This window comes from Terriglobales bacterium (assembly GCA_035487355.1).
Taxonomy (GTDB): Bacteria; Acidobacteriota; Terriglobia; order Terriglobales; family Acidobacteriaceae; genus QIAW01.
Genome location: DATHMF010000031.1, coordinates 12079 through 29878, shown reverse-complemented (window position 1 = coordinate 29878; position 17800 = coordinate 12079). Strand labels below are relative to the sequence as shown.

16 protein-coding genes are annotated in these 17800 nt (G+C 54.8%); 7 read left to right on the top strand and 9 right to left on the bottom strand.

Annotated features, from left to right (window positions below; translation table 11 throughout):
• The first annotated feature begins 47 nt into the window (after positions 1 to 47).
• Complete coding sequence (locus VK738_07440; GenBank protein ID HTD22471.1) at positions 48 to 896, top strand: alpha/beta fold hydrolase; 849 nt, start codon at positions 48 to 50, stop codon at positions 894 to 896.
• Between the two features lie 59 nt (positions 897 to 955).
• Positions 956 to 1492, top strand: a complete 537-nt coding sequence (locus tag VK738_07435; protein HTD22470.1) for a Clp protease N-terminal domain-containing protein — start codon at positions 956 to 958, stop codon at positions 1490 to 1492.
• Between the two features lie 36 nt (positions 1493 to 1528).
• Here the strand turns inward: VK738_07435 and VK738_07430 are convergent, their stop codons facing one another.
• Positions 1529 to 1885 (bottom strand): phage holin family protein, encoded by a 357-nt coding sequence (locus VK738_07430; GenBank protein HTD22469.1) that lies wholly within the window; start codon positions 1883 to 1885, stop codon positions 1529 to 1531.
• Positions 1886 to 2042: 157 nt separating this feature from the next.
• Between VK738_07430 and VK738_07425 the strand changes: the two genes are divergently transcribed.
• Positions 2043 to 3188, top strand: coding sequence for a saccharopine dehydrogenase C-terminal domain-containing protein (locus VK738_07425; protein ID HTD22468.1), 1146 nt, complete (start codon positions 2043 to 2045; stop codon positions 3186 to 3188).
• A gap of 8 nt (positions 3189 to 3196) precedes the next feature.
• Here VK738_07425 and VK738_07420 read toward each other — a convergent pair whose 3' ends face one another.
• Positions 3197 to 3706, bottom strand: coding sequence for a YcxB family protein (locus VK738_07420; GenBank protein HTD22467.1), 510 nt, complete (start codon positions 3704 to 3706; stop codon positions 3197 to 3199).
• A gap of 34 nt (positions 3707 to 3740) precedes the next feature.
• Positions 3741 to 5939 carry a dehydrogenase E1 component subunit alpha/beta gene (locus VK738_07415; GenBank protein ID HTD22466.1) on the bottom strand — a complete coding sequence of 733 codons (2199 nt, stop codon included), beginning with the start codon at positions 5937 to 5939 and terminating at the stop codon, positions 3741 to 3743.
• 209 nt (positions 5940 to 6148) lie between these two features.
• On the opposite strand from VK738_07415, the gene VK738_07410 reads away from it, so the two are divergent.
• The 3 genes from VK738_07410 to VK738_07400 are packed head-to-tail and all read left to right on the top strand — an operon-like array spanning position 6149 to position 8083.
• Positions 6149 to 6904: an HAD-IA family hydrolase gene (locus VK738_07410; GenBank protein ID HTD22465.1), complete on the top strand. Its 756-nt coding sequence runs from the start codon at positions 6149 to 6151 to the stop codon at positions 6902 to 6904.
• 2 nt (positions 6905 to 6906) lie between these two features.
• Positions 6907 to 7476, top strand: coding sequence for a cysteine hydrolase family protein (locus tag VK738_07405; protein HTD22464.1), 570 nt, complete (start codon positions 6907 to 6909; stop codon positions 7474 to 7476).
• A 1-nt stretch (position 7477) separates the two neighbouring features.
• Entirely contained in the window at positions 7478 to 8083 is a 606-nt protein-coding gene (locus tag VK738_07400; protein ID HTD22463.1) for a hypothetical protein, read from the top strand.
• Positions 8084 to 8701: 618 nt separating this feature from the next.
• Here the strand turns inward: VK738_07400 and malQ are convergent.
• The 6 genes from malQ to VK738_07370 all read right to left on the bottom strand — a co-directional run bounded on the left by malQ (position 8702) and on the right by VK738_07370 (position 15375).
• The gene (malQ, locus tag VK738_07395) at positions 8702 to 10246 is read right to left on the bottom strand and encodes a 4-alpha-glucanotransferase (protein HTD22462.1); all 1545 of its coding nucleotides are present in this window, start codon (positions 10244 to 10246) and stop codon (positions 8702 to 8704) included.
• A 129-nt stretch (positions 10247 to 10375) separates the two neighbouring features.
• Positions 10376 to 10558 (bottom strand): CPXCG motif-containing cysteine-rich protein, encoded by a 183-nt coding sequence (locus tag VK738_07390; protein HTD22461.1) that lies wholly within the window; start codon positions 10556 to 10558, stop codon positions 10376 to 10378.
• A 29-nt stretch (positions 10559 to 10587) separates the two neighbouring features.
• Positions 10588 to 12558, bottom strand: coding sequence for a peptidyl-prolyl cis-trans isomerase (locus VK738_07385; protein HTD22460.1), 1971 nt, complete (start codon positions 12556 to 12558; stop codon positions 10588 to 10590).
• Positions 12559 to 12674: 116 nt separating this feature from the next.
• The gene (locus VK738_07380) at positions 12675 to 13037 is read right to left on the bottom strand and encodes a VOC family protein (GenBank protein ID HTD22459.1); all 363 of its coding nucleotides are present in this window, start codon (positions 13035 to 13037) and stop codon (positions 12675 to 12677) included.
• Between the two features lie 115 nt (positions 13038 to 13152).
• A complete protein-coding gene (locus tag VK738_07375; GenBank protein HTD22458.1) occupies positions 13153 to 13878 on the bottom strand; it encodes a glycosyltransferase family 2 protein in 726 nt (241 codons plus the stop codon).
• A 255-nt stretch (positions 13879 to 14133) separates the two neighbouring features.
• A complete protein-coding gene (locus VK738_07370; GenBank protein HTD22457.1) occupies positions 14134 to 15375 on the bottom strand; it encodes a glycosyltransferase family 39 protein in 1242 nt (413 codons plus the stop codon).
• 153 nt (positions 15376 to 15528) lie between these two features.
• Between VK738_07370 and VK738_07365 the strand changes: the two genes are divergently transcribed.
• Positions 15529 to 17772, top strand: coding sequence for an Ig-like domain-containing protein (locus VK738_07365; protein HTD22456.1), 2244 nt, complete (start codon positions 15529 to 15531; stop codon positions 17770 to 17772).
• Positions 17773 to 17800 lie beyond the last annotated feature (28 nt).

The following is a 17800-nucleotide window of genomic DNA, read 5'->3' as shown; positions in this document are numbered from 1 at the left end:
TTTCCGCAAAACCTCCGCGAATATCTCTCAAGCGAATTTTTCGTGGATTGGCAATCGGTCTTTCGCTTCTCTACATAGGCCTTTGCGGCGTCTTGTGGTTTGATCAGGCACACTTCATATTCTTCCCCAGCGGCGCTACCTACCTCACTCCCGCACCGTTCCGGGTCCCCTTTCAGGATGCCTGGGTCCCAGTTCCCTTCTCGACGCAGGAAAATTTGGCTTCTTCGGGAAATTCGTCACCCGGAAAGCTGCACGGCTGGTGGCTGCCCAATTCTTCTTCCAACCGTGTGCTGCTCTACCTGCATGGTAATGGTGGCAATATCGCCAGCAACCTTGAACATGCGGTGCGTCTGCGCAACTTTGGGGCATCGGTCCTTATTATTGATTACCGCGGTTACGGCCGCAGCACCGGTCCCTTCCCTTCCGAAGCCAGGGTCTACGAGGATGCCGAAGCCGCATGGCAATACCTTGTGAACCAGCAAAAAATCAAGCCCGAGCAGATCATCATCTACGGCCATTCCCTCGGAGGCGCAATTGCCATTGATCTGGCCTCGCACCATCCCGAAGCTGGCGGCCTGATCGCGGAGAGCACGTTCACCTCGATTGAAGACATGTCTCGGCGCCAGCATGTGTATGCCTTCTTTCCCATCCATTTACTCCTGACACAGAAATTCGATTCACTCTCGAAAGTGCCTTCTATTAAAATTCCCATCCTGTTCATTCATGGCACCAGCGATGAGCTCGCCCCTTTCCACATGAGCGAACAGCTCTACCAGGTGGCAACAGGTCCGAAACAACTGGTGTTGATCGAGGGCGCAGGTCACGAGGATTGCGCCATCGTCGGCGGGGACAAATATAAGAATGCGGTCGAGGCTTTTCTCAAGTTGAGAAAATGATCGGTCTGCTTCATGGAGGATTTTTCAGGCTGTTATAAGGTTACAAGAGACTCAAGTTTATGTACCCCATTTTGATAGTCGTCGTGATGGTAGCCTCGCTCTGGATATTTACGCATTTGACACGCAAAAAGATTCCGCCTTTAAAAACTCCGGTTTTTCCGAGATATACCCCGAGCGCCCGTCGCGTGATTTTCTTCGCCCGTTGGCATGCTCAGCAACTCGGAGCATCGGCGATATGCCCAGAGCATCTGTTACTGGGTCTAATCTTTGACCAAAATACTCCCGTGCGCTCATTTCTCTCGCTCGATTGGGATTCTTGGTTCGAAGGTGAAATAAAACGAGATGCAGAGGTTCGCCCAGCCTTGCCCAAAGACACCGATCTTCCTCTCGATAATGCCAGTAAACGAATACTCGCTTATACAACGATGGAAGCCGATGCTCTGTCGAACAAACATATTGGGACAGAGCATTTGCTTCTTGGCATTCTCCGGGAGAAATCGGCCGCTGCCGAACTGCTCGCGAAAAAAGGAATATCCCTGGAAAAAGTCAGGACAGTTTTCAAAGAGTGGACTCCTGACGAATTTTCATTGCAGTGACAGCCCCCATCCGAAAAAACAACCTTAGTCGCGCAATCAATCACTGTCCTTTTTTTCCTTGCGCGTAAGCAGGCGGAAGATAAAATGCAATACGCTCAAGATCACGCTTCCCCACAACGCCGCCCACCAGTCTTGCACCACGAAACCCGGTGTAAAGAAGCTGGCAAACTTCAGCATGCACGCGTTAATCACGATCAGGAACAGGCCAAACGTGATGATAGTAATCGGGAAGGTTATGATTTTGAGAAATAATCCTAGGGTTGCGTTCACCAGCCCGATGATGGCAGCGGCGAGCAGCGCATAAAGAAAACCTTTTACGTAAAATCCCGGGACAAAATGCGCCACGACCAGCAAACTGACGGCGCTGAATAACCAATGCAAAAGCCATCGCATAGTTTCATCTCCTCAATAGAGCATACCGGATACAATTCTGCCATGCTTACCATTCTGCTGCTTAAATCCGCGTGATCCGTGAAATCCGCGGTAAGCATTTCTCCGTGCCTCCGTGCCGCCGTGGTGAAAATCCCGTTCTTCCGATAATCTGGAGACCATGAAACTTCTTGTCATCGGTGCAGGCATGATGGGTTCGGCGGCGGCCTATGATATGGCGCGTTCGCCACTGGTTGAGACGGTCACACTGGCTGATTGCGATCTCAAACGCGCGCAACGCCAAGCCACGCGGCTGAACAAACTGGCCGATGGTAAAAAGATTCGCCCCGCCAAGATTGATGCCGCCAGCCACTCTGCTGCTGCGAAACTCATGCGTGGCCACAATGCTGTGCTTTCGGCAGTTCCCTATTTTTATAATCTTGGACTCTGCAAAGCCGCCATCGAAGCTAAGTGCCACTTCGCAGACCTTGGCGGCAACAATGTTGTTGTCCGCCAGGAATACGCGCTCGGGCGTCAGGCGCACAAGCGGGGTGTGGCCATTGCTCCTGACTGCGGACTTTCACCCGGCATGGCTTCTATCCTGGGCGGAGAGCTGATGCGCCAGATCGGAGGCCAAGCCGATGCGCTCAAAATCTATGTCGGTGGATTGCCCAAAGATCCTCAACCGCCTTTTCATTACCAACTGCTTTTCTCGGTCGAAGGATTGATCAACGAATACGTGGAGCCCGCCCTGGTGCTTCGTGGTGGCAAGATCGCAAAAATCGAGCCACTGACCGAGCCGGAAGATTTTCATATTGCAGGCTTTGACAAACTCACCGCCTTCCACACTTCCGGGGGAACATCAACCTTGCCCGAAACCTTTGCCGGAAGCGTGGGTGAGTGCTTTGAGAAAACTCTACGCACCCCCTCACACTACGCCATGGTTCGCTCGCTCTATGATCTGGGATTTTTCTCGAACAGCAAGATGAAAATCGGCAAGAACGAGCTCGCTCCCCGTGAACTGACGGCCAAACTCTTTGTAGAGAAATTTACCAGCGACGCGCCTGACATCTGCATCATGCGCGTGGAAGCACACCGCAACGGGAGCGTGGCTTCCTACAGCCTGGTGGATTATTACGATCCCGCCGCCCAAATGACCGCCATGATGCGCACCACCGCCTGGCCGGCCTCGATCGTAGTAATGATGATGGCATCAGGCGAAATCACCAAACGTGGCGGCATCAAGCAGGAAACCGACGTGCCCGCGCAGAAGTTCTTGCAGGAAATGGCAAAACGAGGAATCAGAATTGAACACCAGATTGGCTAGCGCACACGCTATGCCGGTGTCTGACTCAGCTTCGACCGCAACAATTCTCTCATCTGATTGACTTCAGCTTCGCCGGCAAAAGCCCGTTTGGGAATCCAAAGCACGCGTGAGCCTTCCTGAATGTGGAACAGGTTGGCGCTCTCGAAGTATCCGGTAAAACTCTCCCACCGCCGCACACTCGAAGCGATATCGCAGGTGGTCTTAATGCATTCAGGCTCAATTTCAGCCGTGAACTTGTATTGCATAACAGGATAGGCCTTCCAGATCCCTTTGCTCATCCTCTTCGCCCGAAGCCAGGCCGCAAGCGTAACCGCCATCATTCCAAGGAAAATTCCAAGGAGCAGAAACAGTGCAGGATTGAGCGGATCCAGCCAAAGAAAAACGGCAAAACAGAGAAAAAGCAGCGCTGTTATGAAAAGAAACCTGACCCGCGCTTTCTTCCACGCACGCGAACGCACCGCGTGAAGGGCCTCATCAACGTCGCCCGAGTCGTAGCGATACTCGATTTTGATGGCCATCCCGGCTGAACGCTGAGTGCTGACTGCTGATCGCTCAATACTTCGCCAGCTCTTCCATCGCCTTGTAGAGATCCTCCGCCTGGGGCAGGATTTCATCTTCCAGCGCCGGTTGATAGGCAACGAAGCTATCGTGGGCGGCCACACGCCGGACGGGCGCATCCAGGTCGTCGAAGAGCTCATCGGCAATGCGTGCGGCAATCTCCGCGCCGTAGCCGAAGCTGAGCATATCTTCGTGAGCCACGATCACTTTGCTGGTCTTGCGCACCGTTCTGACAATCGCCTCCCAGTCATACGGGGAGAGCGTGCGCAAATCAACGATCTCGACGCTCACACCCTGCTCGCGTTCCAGGCGCTGTGCCGCTTGCAGCGCGCGCGGCACAACCGCGCCGTAGGTAATAAGGCTGAGGTCGCGGCCTTCTTTCCAGATGCGCGCTCGTCCGAAGGGGACCATGAAATCCGGCCCGGGATACGGTGCGCGTCCGAAGGGTTCGCGGTAGAGCCGCTTGTGTTCCAGGAACAGCACCGGATCGTCACAGCGAATGGCCGTGCGCAGAAGCCCGTTCGCATCAAGCGCATTCGAGGGAAAGCAGACCCGCAATCCTGGGATATGGGTGAAGATGCTCTCACCGCTCTGCGAATGATAGATCGCGCCCCCGGTCAAATAACCGCCAATGGCCACGCGTAACACAATGGGGCAGGAAAAATTATTGTTCGAGCGCCAGCGGATTACGGGAAGCTCATTGCGAAGCTGGTGCATCGCAGGCCAGATGTAATCAAAGAACTGTATCTCGGCCACGGGCTTAAGTCCGCGCGTAGCCATGCCGATGGCGCGGCCAACGATGTTGGCCTCAGCCAGAGGCGAGTTGAAGACCCGCTCGGAGCCAAACTCGCGCTGCAGGCCGGCAGTAAGCTTGAAGACGCCTCCCTTGCCCTTCACCTGTTTTTGCTTCAGATATTCTTCGCGGCTGCAATCGGCAACATCTTCTCCAAAAACCACGACCCGCGGATCGCGCCGCAACTCATCGCGCAGGCAAAGGTTAATGAGATCGGCCATGGTTTTTTCCGGACCCTCGCGCACGGGTTCGGTGGCAAAAGAAGAAGAAGCCGGATCAATATATGGCGAATAGATAAAATTCTTCCATGAGCCGCTGGCCGGCAGTGTTGCCGCCAGGGCGCGGTCGGTGGCCTCTTGAATCTCCTCGTCGACTTGTTTTTCCAGCTTGTTGATGCTGTTTTCATCCAGAATATTTTCCCGGATCAGGAACATCTGCATGCGCGTAATGGGGTCGCGCTGCGCATCTTTCTGCCGCTCTGCTTCGGGCCGGTATAACCTCTCATCATCGGAGAGCGAATGCGAATATGGACGAATCACCTTCCCATGCACCAGCGCCGGGCCTTTTCCCGAACGGCAATGCTCGACTGCCTTCGTGAGGACCGAATAACTCACCACTGGGTCGGTGCCATCACACTGCGCCAGATGAAAGTTGGGAAATCCCGCGATGAGATGCGAGATGCTGCCTCCCGGAGTTTGCACCTCGACCGGGACCGAGATGGCATACTCGTTGTCTTCGACCAGAAAGAGCACGGGCAATTTCTGGTTGGAAGCAGTGTTTAATGCCTCCCAGAATTCACCTTGACTGGTTGCGCCCTCTCCGCAGGAGACATAGGTCACCTCGTCTCCGTAGAATTTCACGTCTTTGAAAGCGCGGTAATCGCCATCATGTTTTTTGGCGGATTCCGGATGCCGGGAAAAATAACGTCCTGCCTCGGCGCATCCTACTGCCTGCAAAAGCTGTGTACCCGTGGGTGAAGACTGGCTCACGATGTTGAGCTTCACTGCCCCCCAATGCGATGGCATCTGCCGTCCACCCGATGGACCTTCGCCCGCTCCTACGGCATCCAGCAGCAATTCGTAAGGCGTCATGCCCAGCGTGAGCACCAGGGCGCGGTCGCGGTAATAAGGATAGAACCAGTCATAGCCGCTTTTCATCGCCATGCCCGCGGCCACCAGCAGCGCCTCGTGCCCGGCGCCCGAGATTTGAAAGTAAATTTTCTGTTGGCGCTTGAGCATGATCTCCCGGTCGTCTATGCGGCGGGAGAGAAACATCAAGCGATAGATCTCGACGATCTGTTTGCGGGTAAGTCCGTGATAGGTTTTTTCTGCTTTGCTGGAGGGGGCCTCCGCAATTTGGGTCGCCGCTGAGGATTTCGGCTCTGCCTTCGTAGTGGCCATCATCATCCTTTAAGGAAAACTTGGTGCCGGACTGTCTTCTGAAAGTCTTAAAGTTACCCTTTATTGTAAATCGGCCCGGCAAGGGCGGAAAGAATTTTGGGCCGATAAAAATTTTTTAATTCAGAGTTGAAAAATTGATTGTACTCTGGTTCGTTTATCCGGGGTGTTGCCATCCGCACTTCGGCTTCCCCATGGTACAAATAAGGATAGTGATCAAATTCAACCGCCCCATCCCGCGGGAAAAGCTCAAGCTTCTGATCTTCGATCTTGACGGCACTCTGGTGGATTCGCGCCTCGACCTGGCCAATTCCATCAATGCCATGCTGCGGAACTTTGACCGGCCTGAGCTGCCGCTCGAGACCATCGCCGGCTATGTCGGGGATGGCGCTCCTACGCTTGTGCGCCGGGCTTTGGGCGATCCCAGCGATCAGGCGTTCCTGAGCAGCGCCCTGGAATATTTCCTGCTCTACTACCGCGAGCACAAGCTGGATCATACCCTGGTCTATGACGGAATTCTGCCCGCCTTGCAGCAAATTTCCGCATACAAGAACGGCACGCCCCGCCGGCTCGCCGTACTCAGCAACAAGCCGGTGAATCCTTCACGGCAGATCGTGAAAGCGCTTGGTCTGGGTGATTTTTTCTTTCAAGTGTATGGCGGCAATAGTTTCTCCACAAAAAAACCCGACCCGCTGGGCGTAAACACCTTGCGAAACGAAAGCGGCTGCGCGCCCGAAGAGACCATCCTCATTGGCGACTCTGATATTGACGTGCTTACGGCCCGCAACGCCGGCATCTGGAGCTGCGGCGTGACTTATGGATTTGCGCCTCATTCATTTCTGCCAACTCCGCCAGATGTTCTGCTCGACTCTCCGGTTGAGCTGATTGAACTCTTGCACGGGGCTTCCGGTCCAAACGGCCCTTCCAATCCAACTTCAACCCCAGGCCCAACGGCGGCATCAACATAGCCATGCAAACTTCCCGAACAGCGCTGATTCTCGTGGATGTACAAAAGGGTTTCGATGATCCAGTTTGGGGCAAGCGCAACAATCCTGATGCTGAAAAACAGATTGCGCGATTGCTGGCTGCCTTCCGCGAACGCGGAGCGTCGGTTTTCCACTTCCAGCATCTTTCCACGAACCCTAACTCTCCCCTGCATCCTGATCGCAACGGTTGCGCCTTGAAAGCGGAGATCCAGCCTCTTCCCGGCGAGCCAGTATTGACGAAAAGGGTAAACAGTTGTTTTATGGGAACACCGCTGGAAGAAGAGCTGCGCAAGCTGGAGATTGAATCACTGGTGGTTTGCGGCCTGACCACCGATCACTGCGTCTCCTCCACCGTGCGTATGGGCGCGAACCTCGGCTTCAGAGTGTACGTCGCCTCGGATGCAACCGCGACTTTTGACCGCATCGGACCCGACGGACGCCGTCACTCAGCCGAATTGGTGCATGACATCGCTCTTGCCAGCCTGAATGAGGAGTTTGCCATTGTGAGCACGTCGGACCTGCTGATTCAAAAACTATTTACGGAGCCTGCCTAGATTGCCTGACTTCGGTTTTACTGCGGGTGAACTCCGCACCTTGCGCGCGCTGCGTACTCCCGCTGGAATCCAAAAATTCATTGATGGCATGGAATACCATCTCGCCGGCACTGCCTGGTCGCCGCGGCTGGTGCTGCGTGAGAGGACCTGCCACTGCCTGGAAGGCGCAATTTTCGCCGCCGCCGCTTTGCGTGTGATTGGATTTCCCCCGCTGGTCATAGATTTTGAGGCGGTGAACGATACCGACCACGTGGTAGCCGTCTTCAAGATTAACGGTCACTGGGGTGCGCTGGCCCAGTCGAATTATTCCGGATGCCGCTACCGCGAGCCCGTCTATCGCAGCCTGCGCGAGCTGGCGATGAGTTACTTCGAGGATTATTTCAACCTGCGGTGTCAGCGCACCATGCGGACGTATTCCAAGCCGGTCAATCTGGCGCGTTTCGACGCACGCAATTGGATGACCACGGAAAAACCAATTTGGTTCATTCCCGAATACCTAGTGGATATTCCCCACATCCGTCTGCTCAAGCCCGGTATGGCCAGACGCCTCGCCCGCGTGGACGCCCGCTCCAAAGGCGCAGCCCTCTACGGGCATCGCTGGAAATAGCCTGGGGGATACCTTGCTTGCTTGGACCGTGAAAATAGTTCTCAGTTCTTAGAAAGCTTCACCTACAGAAGCGAAGCTGATTTGTGCAGATCGGTCCAGGGGCCCCCTTGTTTGCTTGGGTCTTAATGACAGCTGCCAGCGGCCTGTTGCCAGTTGCCATTTTCAATTGGCGCAGTCAATTTTGGCTGGGGACCTCTGGGCGGGTGACCGGGGGCCCCCCGTGCTTGCTTGGGTCTTAATGACAGTTGCCAGCGGCCTGTGCCAGTTGCCATTTTCAATTGGCGCAGTCAATTTTGGCTGGGGACCTCTGGGCCGGTGACCGGGGGCCCCCCTGTTTGCTTGGGTCTTAATGACAGTTGCCAGCGGCCTGTGCCGGTCGGGATGACAACTGAAGCCACTAAATCTGTTCGTGCATCTTCGAATTGTGGTGCCGGATACACCTTGAGACTTTAGGATAATCCAGACTTTCTCAGAAGTTAAGCCTTTGATACCACAATGGGACCACGAACAAGAGTTGGGAAGAAGCTCTTAGCTCTTAGCTCTTAGCCAAAGACAAAAGCCTTACCGCAGAGGACGCTGAGTTACGCAGAGGCTTAACCTGGGATTTCGGGCCACGCCCTACGCCGCAAAATCTTCTTCCTGCCCTTGCTGCCCAGCCCCTGCAAGATGTGCATCACGGTCGGTAATTGCTATCAGCGCAGCCAGGCGTTCGGCGGCCTCCTGGCTCAACGCACCCGGCTGGTATCGCCACATCCAATTGCCGTCGGCATGGCTGGGGATATTCATGCGCGCCTCGCTGCCCAGCCCAAGCACGTCCTGCAGCGGCGCAATGCATAGATCCGCAACCGAGGACGCAGCCGCATGGATAAAGGCCCAATGCACTTCTTCCTCTACTTTCGGTCCGAAGTACGCACGCACCGCTCTCCGCTCGGTGTCTGTAACGCCGGAACGCCACCAGCCCAGCGTGGTGTCGCTGTCATGCGTACTGGTGTAAACCACGGTGTTGCTGTGGAAGCGATGCGGAAGATAATAATGTGCTCCCGGATTGCCAAAGCCGAACTGCAGCACGCGCATCCCCGGCATCTGGAAGCGCTCACGCAAGGCATGCACCTCGGGTGTGATGTAACCTAAATCTTCAGCGATCAGCGGCAAGTCTCCCAGGGCATGGCGCAGAGCATGAAAGAGATCGTCACCCGGCCCAGGCTGCCAGAGTCCACTCACGGCGGTGGGGTCGGCTGCGGGAATCTCCCAATATTTTTCGAAGCCGCGAAAGTGGTCAATGCGAACAATGTCACACTGCATTAAGGCCCAGCGCACGCGCTGGATCCACCAATCGAAGCCGCGTGCCCGCATCACATCCCAGCGATACAGCGGATTCCCCCAGCGCTGTCCTGTCTGGCTGTAGACATCCGGCGGCACGCCTGCCACGACCGTAGGCTGCAGATCCGAATCCAAGTAGAAAAGGTCAGGATGGCGCCAAACGTCGGCGCTGTCATAACTGACAAAGATGGCAATGTCACCCAAAATGCGGACGCCATACCGCGCACAAGCCTGCCGCAGCGCGCGCCACTGCTCGAAGAAGGCAAATTGTATGGCGGCAGAAATCTCCAGTTCCGGCCCGAGTTCTGCTCTCGCCTTCTGCAATGCTTCAGCCTCGCGGCGCGCGAGGCCGCGCTCCCATGAGTTCCATGGCGCCCCCTTGTATTTTTGCCGCAGGACTTCAAATAATGCAAAGTCATCGAGCCACCAGCGGTTCTCTTCCTGAAATCGCCGGAACTTCTGCCGGGCAGAATCGTTGCCTTGCTGAAGAAAATTCTTCGCTGCGGACTGCAGCAGGGGAAGTTTGACGGCGCCGGCCTGCTGGTAGTCAATGGCAGAAACCGCCTCGGGCAAGGACTTGAGGTGCTTGGCGTCAATCCATCCGCGCTCCGCCAGCCGCTCCAGACTCACCAGCAGTGGATTGCCGGCAAAAGCTGAGATCGAGCTGTAAGGAGAGTTGCCCGCGCCGGTTGGCCCCAGAGGAAGCACCTGCCATAAGCCCTGCCGCGCCTGCCCAAGGAAGCGCACAAAATCATGGGCTGCTGGACCGAAGTCACCAATGCCGCCGCGTGCGGGCAGTGAAGTTGGATGGAGCAGGATTCCGCTCGAACGCTGAAATGGCATAAGTTTAAATTTTGCATCAGGGCACGACTTCAGTCGTGCCGTTTAGGCCCCAAAAAATCGGGCTTTAGCCCCTGCGGTTTAGCGTTCGAGGCGAAAGATATTTTTGAAACAATCCCTAGGTATAAAGTTCTACGATTCCAGTTCTGCCGTGATCCGCAACTCACCTGAGCTGCGATCAACTTCAACGGAAAGCAGATTAGGCTTGCAACACACCTGGCAATCTTCCACGTACTGCTGGTGGCCCGCCGCAGATTCATCTACAACGATTTCGTTCCACTCGCCACAGCCTGCGCACTGGAAACCAGCTTCCATTCCTATAGCGCTCTACACTAAAGCAGCGCTCAGTAATTGAGAGGGCCTTGACTGGTCTGCTGCGGGGCTGCGGCGCGCTTGGTATAAAGGTCCAATTCCTTTTGGTTGACCTTGACCTTGCCTTCCTTTTCCATGGTCTGCCTCAAGCCGTCAATGTAGAGTACCAGCATCTCCTGGCGTTTCTCGTTCACCAGCGATTCGCGGACCTGGTCGCTTCCTTTTTCGATTTCGGCCTGGGTCGGCTCCTTGCGCTCGATCACCGTCAGCACAGCTCCATTGCTGCCCGCGCGAATCGGAGAGCTGATTTCGCCCGGCTTCAGGCTGAAGGCAACCGCGGCTTGCCCGCCCATGCTGCCCAAACCTTTGACCGGGTCTTGCGGTCCTACGAAGTCGCTGGTGGTCTCTACCTTGGCGCCAAGCTCCTTGGCTGCGCGCGCCAGGTCCTTCAGCACATGGGCGCGGTCGCCGAGCTCCTGGGTTTTCTTGTACAGACCCATCGCCGTTTGCTCATTCTTGTAGTCGCTCGCAACCTGGCTGCGAACATCGTCATACGTTGGAGCTGCCGGAGGCTGCACCGCCGTAATCTCGAACACCACGTAGCCGCTGTCGGTTGCCACTTCGCTGGGAGGCGATTTCTCTTTGGCGCTAAAAGCTGCGTCCATGAAATCGGAGGACTTCCCTATGCCTGTCAATGAATCGCTGTGGGAAAACCACTCCTGGTTCACGATATTAAGATGGTTCTTGGCTGCTGCGGATTCCAGCCCATGCATCTGGGCCTCTTTCGTCACCGCGGCGGCAAGTGAATCAGCCTCTTGATGCGCTTTAAGACCGGCTACCTGCGGCTCAATCTGGCTCCTCACCTCTTCCAACGGCTGGAGGCGGGCTTCGTGTTTGTCGTCAACCCGGATGATGTGGTAACCATACTCGGTCTTCACAAGTCCGCTGATCTGGCCTACAGGTAAAGAGAACGCAGCCTGGTCGAATTCCTTCACCATCTGACCATGCCCAAACCATCCCAGAGAACCTCCTTGTTGGGCGCTTCCCGGGAACCCGTTTTGACCGGTATCCTCGGAATATTTTTTCGCCAGTTCTTCAAACTTTGCCCCGGCTTTGAGCTGTTTCAGAATATCTTCGGCCTTGGCGCGCGCTGCTTCATCCACCTTGGCGTCGGATCCCTTGGCCACCCTGATGAGGATATGGCTGGCCTTTACCTGCTCCGGCTGGCGGAACTCTTCTATATGCTGCTTGTAATAGCTCTGCAACTCATCAGGAGAAACTTTGACCTGGTTCTGAAGCTTGCTGATATCAATAGCGATGTAACGCGCCTTCCGCTTCTCCGGCAAGGCAGTGGCATACGATGCCTTGCGCTGCTCGTAAAAAGCCTTGAGTTCGGTCTCGGTCGGATTGATCGTCTTGGCGATTTCATCCGAATTGATAATGGCGTATTGCAGCTTCACCCTGGTGTTTTGTTTCACAAACTCGCGCTGCACCTCTTCCAGTGGGACCTGGGCCCCGGCCGTCACCAACTTCTGCAGCTTGCCCAGCAGCAACTGGGTCTTAACGTTTTTCTCGAATTCAGGCACGGTGGTGTTGGCCCGATCTCGCAGAATGTTGGTGTACTCCTCTTCTCCGACGAATTGTCCCTTGGGGAAAAAGATCTGCCCGTATTGCCCCTTGTGCAAGGCGTCCCGCAATTCATCGTCCGTGACCCTGAGTCCGATGCGGTCGGCTTCCATCAATAGGACTTTTTCGCCAACCACCTCGTTAAAAGCCTGGTTGAATTCCGGCCCCAAAAGGTCCCGGTTGGGCGAGAGCTTCTGAATGTCACTGACGTTGACCTCCTGGCCGCCCACCGTGGCCAGGACGCCCGGGTGGCTGGTTGAGAAATCACCTCCTGAGGAGGGCACCAGGTACCACACCATGGCCACACAGATCACTAACAGCATTGCGCTTAAGACGATCTTTTTCGCCTTACCGGGGGTTTGCAGGAAACGAATCATTGGATTGATACTCCGAATAAAAAAATCTGAGCAGAATTATTAATTATATCAATGGTACAAAGAAGATGCTGTTATTCGCACTTCGGGTAGTGTCCTAATTTGAATGCGACGTTTGTTTAGTCATGGTGGAAATAGAAGAGATTCCCGTCCAGGTCCTTTACGGTGAACTGCCGCAACCCCCAAGGCTTTTTTTCCAGAGGATCCACGATGTTCGCACCTAACGACTTCAGTTCCTGGTACGACGCATCGATATCTTCAGCGAACACCCAGTGAACGGCAGGTTCGAACGGCGGCTTCCTCTTCCGAAAGAATATCGCCACACCACCGCGTGACACGGCCCCAATCTCTTTGCCTGGATAAAGCCATCCAATCTCAAAGCCGAGTGCATCTCTGTAATGCTGCTGTGCGCGTTCGACATCAGCGACCGGCAACTCCGGCACGGGCTGGCCAATCGAGTTCATTTTCTCTTTTGCGCCCACAGAGCTCTCCTTTGCTCTCCTTTATGCAACAAGACCGCCCACGCGTCAAATTAGGACACTACCGCACTTCCTCTGTGTCTCTGTCTCTGTGTCTCTTGTGGTGAAAAACCGGTTCTTAGCCGAAAATCCCAATTCTGATCAGAAAATACAAGGCTGCGACCCCGTCCTTCCAGGTAATCTTTTTCCCCTCTTCGTAAGTACGCCCGTGATAGGAAATAGGCACTTCATAGATCCGGCACTTCAGGCGGGCGACCTTAATGGTGATTTCGGGCTCAAAGCCAAAGCGGTTGGCCGTCAGCTTTACTTTCTTGATGAACTCGGTGCGAAAGACCTTGTACCCCACCTCCATGTCGCTGAGATTGAGGTTGGCAATCATGTTGCATAGCGTGGTTAAAAAAAGGTTCGCCTGGTAATGCCAGAAATAAAGCACGCGGTGCGTACCGCCATGAAAGCGGTTGCCAAAAACCACGTCTGCCCTGCCTGAAAGAATCGGCTCTAATAGCGCGGGAAAATCAGCGGGATCATATTCCAGGTCCGCATCCTGTACCAGCACGATGTCTCCGGTTATGTGTTCCAGGCCGGTGCGAATCGCTGCTCCTTTGCCCTGGTTGCGGTCGTGCATGAGGACCTTGAGGGTGGCCCCGACTGGCGGCTTCAGCTCCTGCAGAATCTCTCGCGTGCCGTCCTTGGAGCAATCATCCACGATGATGAGCTCGCGCGTCAGCTTGATAGGAACGGCCATCACGCTCTCGATAACGCGCTGAATGGTTTCCTTCTCGTTATAAGCAGGAATAATGATGGAAAGTGTTTTACATTGTGACTGCGCAGGCAATGGATTCATGAATTAGGTCTTTAGCCCTTAACGCACGGCTAAAAGCCGTGCTCTTCCACGATAGTGCAAACATCGTTGTGGCACTGACAAAATCTCGCGCCCTGACAAATGCGGAGTTTCGGCACAAAAGGGATTCCTCCACTTCGTGTCGGAATGACAAGAAACCTGATTTTTCCGCAAGCTCTAAAGCCGTGCTTGACACAAAGCCTTTTTTGAAACAAATCGTAAATCGTACTTCGTAAATCGTAAATTTCAGGCGATTACTTATTGCCTTCCCGCTTTATGCATTTCCACTGCCGTAAACAGATAAACGCTTACCAGCAGCATCTCCGGTTCAATCGGATGGCGATAGCGGGGATGTGTGAACGTAAAATAGTAAATCATCGGGATGGAAAGGAACATCCAGAAAAACAACATCGCTCCCCGCAGGTTGCGGCGCAAGGCCACCCCCAGGCCAAAAATTGCCAGGATTGAATTCAAAGAAAAAAACAGGTCGCGGCCGAGGTCAACCAGAATGGAATCGGTGGCGCGCGGGGTCCCAAACCAGAAGAAGAAGGCGCGTTTGAGACTAATGACGGCAAAGAGCCCGCGGTTTTGTGAAATCCACTGCAACGCCTCCTGCTTGCGCACCTGCACGTAGGCAAGTTCGCCCAGGCTCCGGTACCTTTTCAACTCCACCTGGTCTTTGCTGGGATGCAGCCACGACATCCATTGGCCATCCGCACCCGGACCATTCCCCAGACGCAGCTCCGCGCCGGCATTGTCGCGAATGAACACAAACTTCCCAAACACCAGATCATTGCGCACCAGCCAGGGCGTGATCAAGCCAACAAATAACAATCCCGATAAGACTGCGTAGTGCAGTTTCATCGTTCCTGCGCGGTGCTGGCGATAGAGGACCCAAATCCCACAGAACGGCAGAAAGCTCAGCAGCGAAGGATTGCTCAGCGCAATCAGCGCCCATGAGAAAGCGAACCACAGCCAGGAAGAAATGCGGTTGTTACGCTCCAACCTGACGGCAATCAGGAAGACAACACTGAGCAAAAATGTTGCAAAGCTGGTCTCCCAGGCAAAGCGGATCGGCCAGTAGATAGCATAGGGTGAAAATGCCCATATCCATGCTGTCCATAGCCCCACGGTCGAGCTGAATAGCTCTTCCCCTAATAGATATAAGACTGCACAGGTCAGCGCCGAGAACAAACTGTTCACCGCCAGCGCAACCCAGGCAGCGGTATTGGAGTAGACCCCAAAGAGCTTGAACAATCCCGCCAGAAAATATGGATAGAGCGGCGCAATCCATGCCGTCGGGCCGGTATGTCCCTGCATGGGAGAGCTGAATCCCTCACCCTGGGCGATGGAGCGGGCAATGCGTCCGGTCTCCCAGCCAAAACCAAAGTTCTCATCGCGCGGAGAAAAACGGTAGGTATGCCCCAAGGTCAAAACTAGAAGACGAAGCAAGAATGCCACCACAACAATACTCAGCAACACTCTTCGCCGCGAGCTCATCTCCACTCGGCTTTCCTCCGCGTTTCTCCGCGTTCTCTGCGGTTGAATCCCAACATTAAGTTTTGTAAAGCGACGCAACATCACAAGCGACCTAGGGTTTTGATATCATGGTTGCAACCCCCAAAATTCATTTAAGGAACCCAAGGCCCTTCTATGCGCGCCCTCAGTCGTGGAATAGTTCTGTTTTTAACAACCTTGTCTTTTGCAGCATCGGGTCCATTTCGTGTCCAGATTTCACCGGCCAACGGTACGGTCGTTTCAAGTACAACTCAACAGCTTACAGCAACAGGAGATTTTCTTTCGATTACGGGCGCAGGCGGCAAAGATCTCACTAACGCCGCCACCTGGAGGTCCAGCAATCCTGGCGTTGCTACTGTGAGCGCAGGTCTTGTGACTCCTGTCGCACCGGGAACTGTAACCATCAGCGCCGATTCAGGCCCGTTTCATGGATCAACCACGATTACTGTGGTTCCCAATCTACCAGTCAGCTCCATCGCCATCACGCCGGTCAATCCTTCGGTTCCCACCGGATTGAATCAGCAGTTTACGGCAACGGCCACCTACTCCGATAACAGCACGCAAGATGTTACCGCGGCCACGACCTGGGGTTCGACCAGCTCCTCCACTGCCACGATTGACGCCTCCGGCCTCGCCAGGCCCCAGGCGCCAGGCACAACTACGATCTCGGCCAGCTTCAGCGGCCACAATGATTCCACTGTTCTGACCGTAACCGTGCCCGTATTGACCAGCATCCAGGTCACGCCTGCCAGCACGACGATTCCTTACACCAGCTCGCAGCAATTTACTGCTGTAGGAATGTTTAACAACGGGTTTAGTCAGGACATCACCGCAACCGCAGCCTGGAGTTCGAACAACTCGGCAGCAGTGAGCGTAAATTCTTCCGGTGTAGCAACGGGCTTGCAAGTCGGAGGCTCAGCAACCATCACAGCCACGCAGAACGCAATCATGGGCACGGGCACTGTGACTGTGGTGACTTTCTCCAACGCAAATCTTAATGGCCGATACGCATTCTCGTTTCATGGCACCGACCTTAACTCGGGGAATTTACTTGTAGCCGCTGGAAGTTTTCAGGCCGATGGTCAGGGCAATTTGATCAATGGTCTGGAAGATTTAGTGACCAGTTCATTTCCGCCAACCATCTCCTCTGGCCAGACGTTTAGCGGCACTTATTCGGTTGGTCCTGATGGCAGGGGTTCAGCCTCCATCACCGGTACATTCGGTACGACGACCTTCAACTTTTCGCTCACCGTAAATGGCGACAGCGCAATCACGCAATTCGATCAATTAGCGGTGGCCAGCGGCATTCTTAAGAAACAGGATCCTACCTCTTTCCACACCAGCTCACTCAACGGTCCATTTGCGTTTTCCGTGAGCGGATTCGATGAGGATTCCACAGGCGCGGTCTTCCCTCTTGCCTTGATCGGCCAATTCAACGCCGATGGCGCCGGCAACGTAACCAGTGGCAACGAAGACTTCAATGATGCCGGGACCATTGGATCGGGTACCCTTAGCGGTTCTTACTCGGTCTCGAGCAACGGCCGAGGATTAATGACATTGAATGACTCCCTTGGCAATACCCTCAACTTTGCTCTTTATATGGTCTCCAGCAACCAGGCGCTCTTTGTATCGCTGGATCCGGCTCCCGATATGGTCGGCTCAGCCACGCAGCAAAGCGGAAACTTGGGAAATGCCGCACTCCAGGGCAACTACGTCTTGTCGCAAAGCGGCATATTCTCCACTGATTCATTCAACATGGACTTCCAGCCGTTCGCTGCCGGCGGAATCATGAATGCTGATGGGGCCGGGAACATTTCCAATGGCGTCCTGGACGCCAACATTGGTGGAACGATTGCTGATGGTTTGGCATTCAGCGGCACCTACTCTGCCGACTCCTCCTCGGGCCGCGGCCAGACCACGTTCACCGCCGGGACTACACCCCTGGACTACGTTTTCTACCAAATCTCGCCGACCACGGCTTATTTCCTGTACGTGGATAGTGACGGCGTGATTACCGGCACAGCCGAGCAACAAACCCCGGCCAGCTTCTCTAATGCCAGCCTCCAGGGCAACTTTGATCTGCTGTTAAGTGACGGTACATTTGGCACTACGGCTATCTCCGGCCAGCTTTTCTCTGATGGCTCCGGAAATCTAAGCGGCACAGAAGATCAAAACCTGCTCGGAGGCCTGACTCCCAACGACCCGTTCTCCGGCGCCTATTCAATCGATAGCACCGGACGCGGTACAGCCGCGATCACCGACCAAACCAACAACACCACATCGAATTTCCACTTCTATGTGCTCTCCGGCTCAGAGATCCGGTTCGTGGAAATGGATCCCAACAGCGTGCTGGGCGGACTTGGGGAACAGCAGTTCTGAGTGAAACCTACCCCAGCGTTCCTGCGTC

Bases quoted from the DNA above. Each gene is read 5' to 3' on its own strand.
- VK738_07435 (HTD22470.1), top strand. From the start codon at position 956: ATGTACCCCATTTTGATAGTCGTCGTGATGGTAGCCTCGCTCTGGATA.
- VK738_07430 (HTD22469.1), bottom strand. From the start codon at position 1,885: ATGCGATGGCTTTTGCATTGGTTATTCAGCGCCGTCAGTTTGCTGGTC.
- VK738_07425 (HTD22468.1), top strand. From the start codon at position 2,043: ATGAAACTTCTTGTCATCGGTGCAGGCATGATGGGTTCGGCGGCGGCC.
- VK738_07420 (HTD22467.1), bottom strand. From the start codon at position 3,706: ATGGCCATCAAAATCGAGTATCGCTACGACTCGGGCGACGTTGATGAG.
- VK738_07415 (HTD22466.1), bottom strand. From the start codon at position 5,939: ATGGCCACTACGAAGGCAGAGCCGAAATCCTCAGCGGCGACCCAAATT.
- VK738_07405 (HTD22464.1), top strand. From the start codon at position 6,907: ATGCAAACTTCCCGAACAGCGCTGATTCTCGTGGATGTACAAAAGGGT.
- malQ (HTD22462.1), bottom strand. From the start codon at position 10,246: ATGCCATTTCAGCGTTCGAGCGGAATCCTGCTCCATCCAACTTCACTG.
- VK738_07390 (HTD22461.1), bottom strand. From the start codon at position 10,558: ATGGAAGCTGGTTTCCAGTGCGCAGGCTGTGGCGAGTGGAACGAAATC.
- VK738_07385 (HTD22460.1), bottom strand. From the start codon at position 12,558: ATGATTCGTTTCCTGCAAACCCCCGGTAAGGCGAAAAAGATCGTCTTA.
- VK738_07375 (HTD22458.1), bottom strand. From the start codon at position 13,878: ATGAATCCATTGCCTGCGCAGTCACAATGTAAAACACTTTCCATCATT.
- VK738_07370 (HTD22457.1), bottom strand. From the start codon at position 15,375: ATGAGCTCGCGGCGAAGAGTGTTGCTGAGTATTGTTGTGGTGGCATTC.
- VK738_07365 (HTD22456.1), top strand. From the start codon at position 15,529: ATGCGCGCCCTCAGTCGTGGAATAGTTCTGTTTTTAACAACCTTGTCT.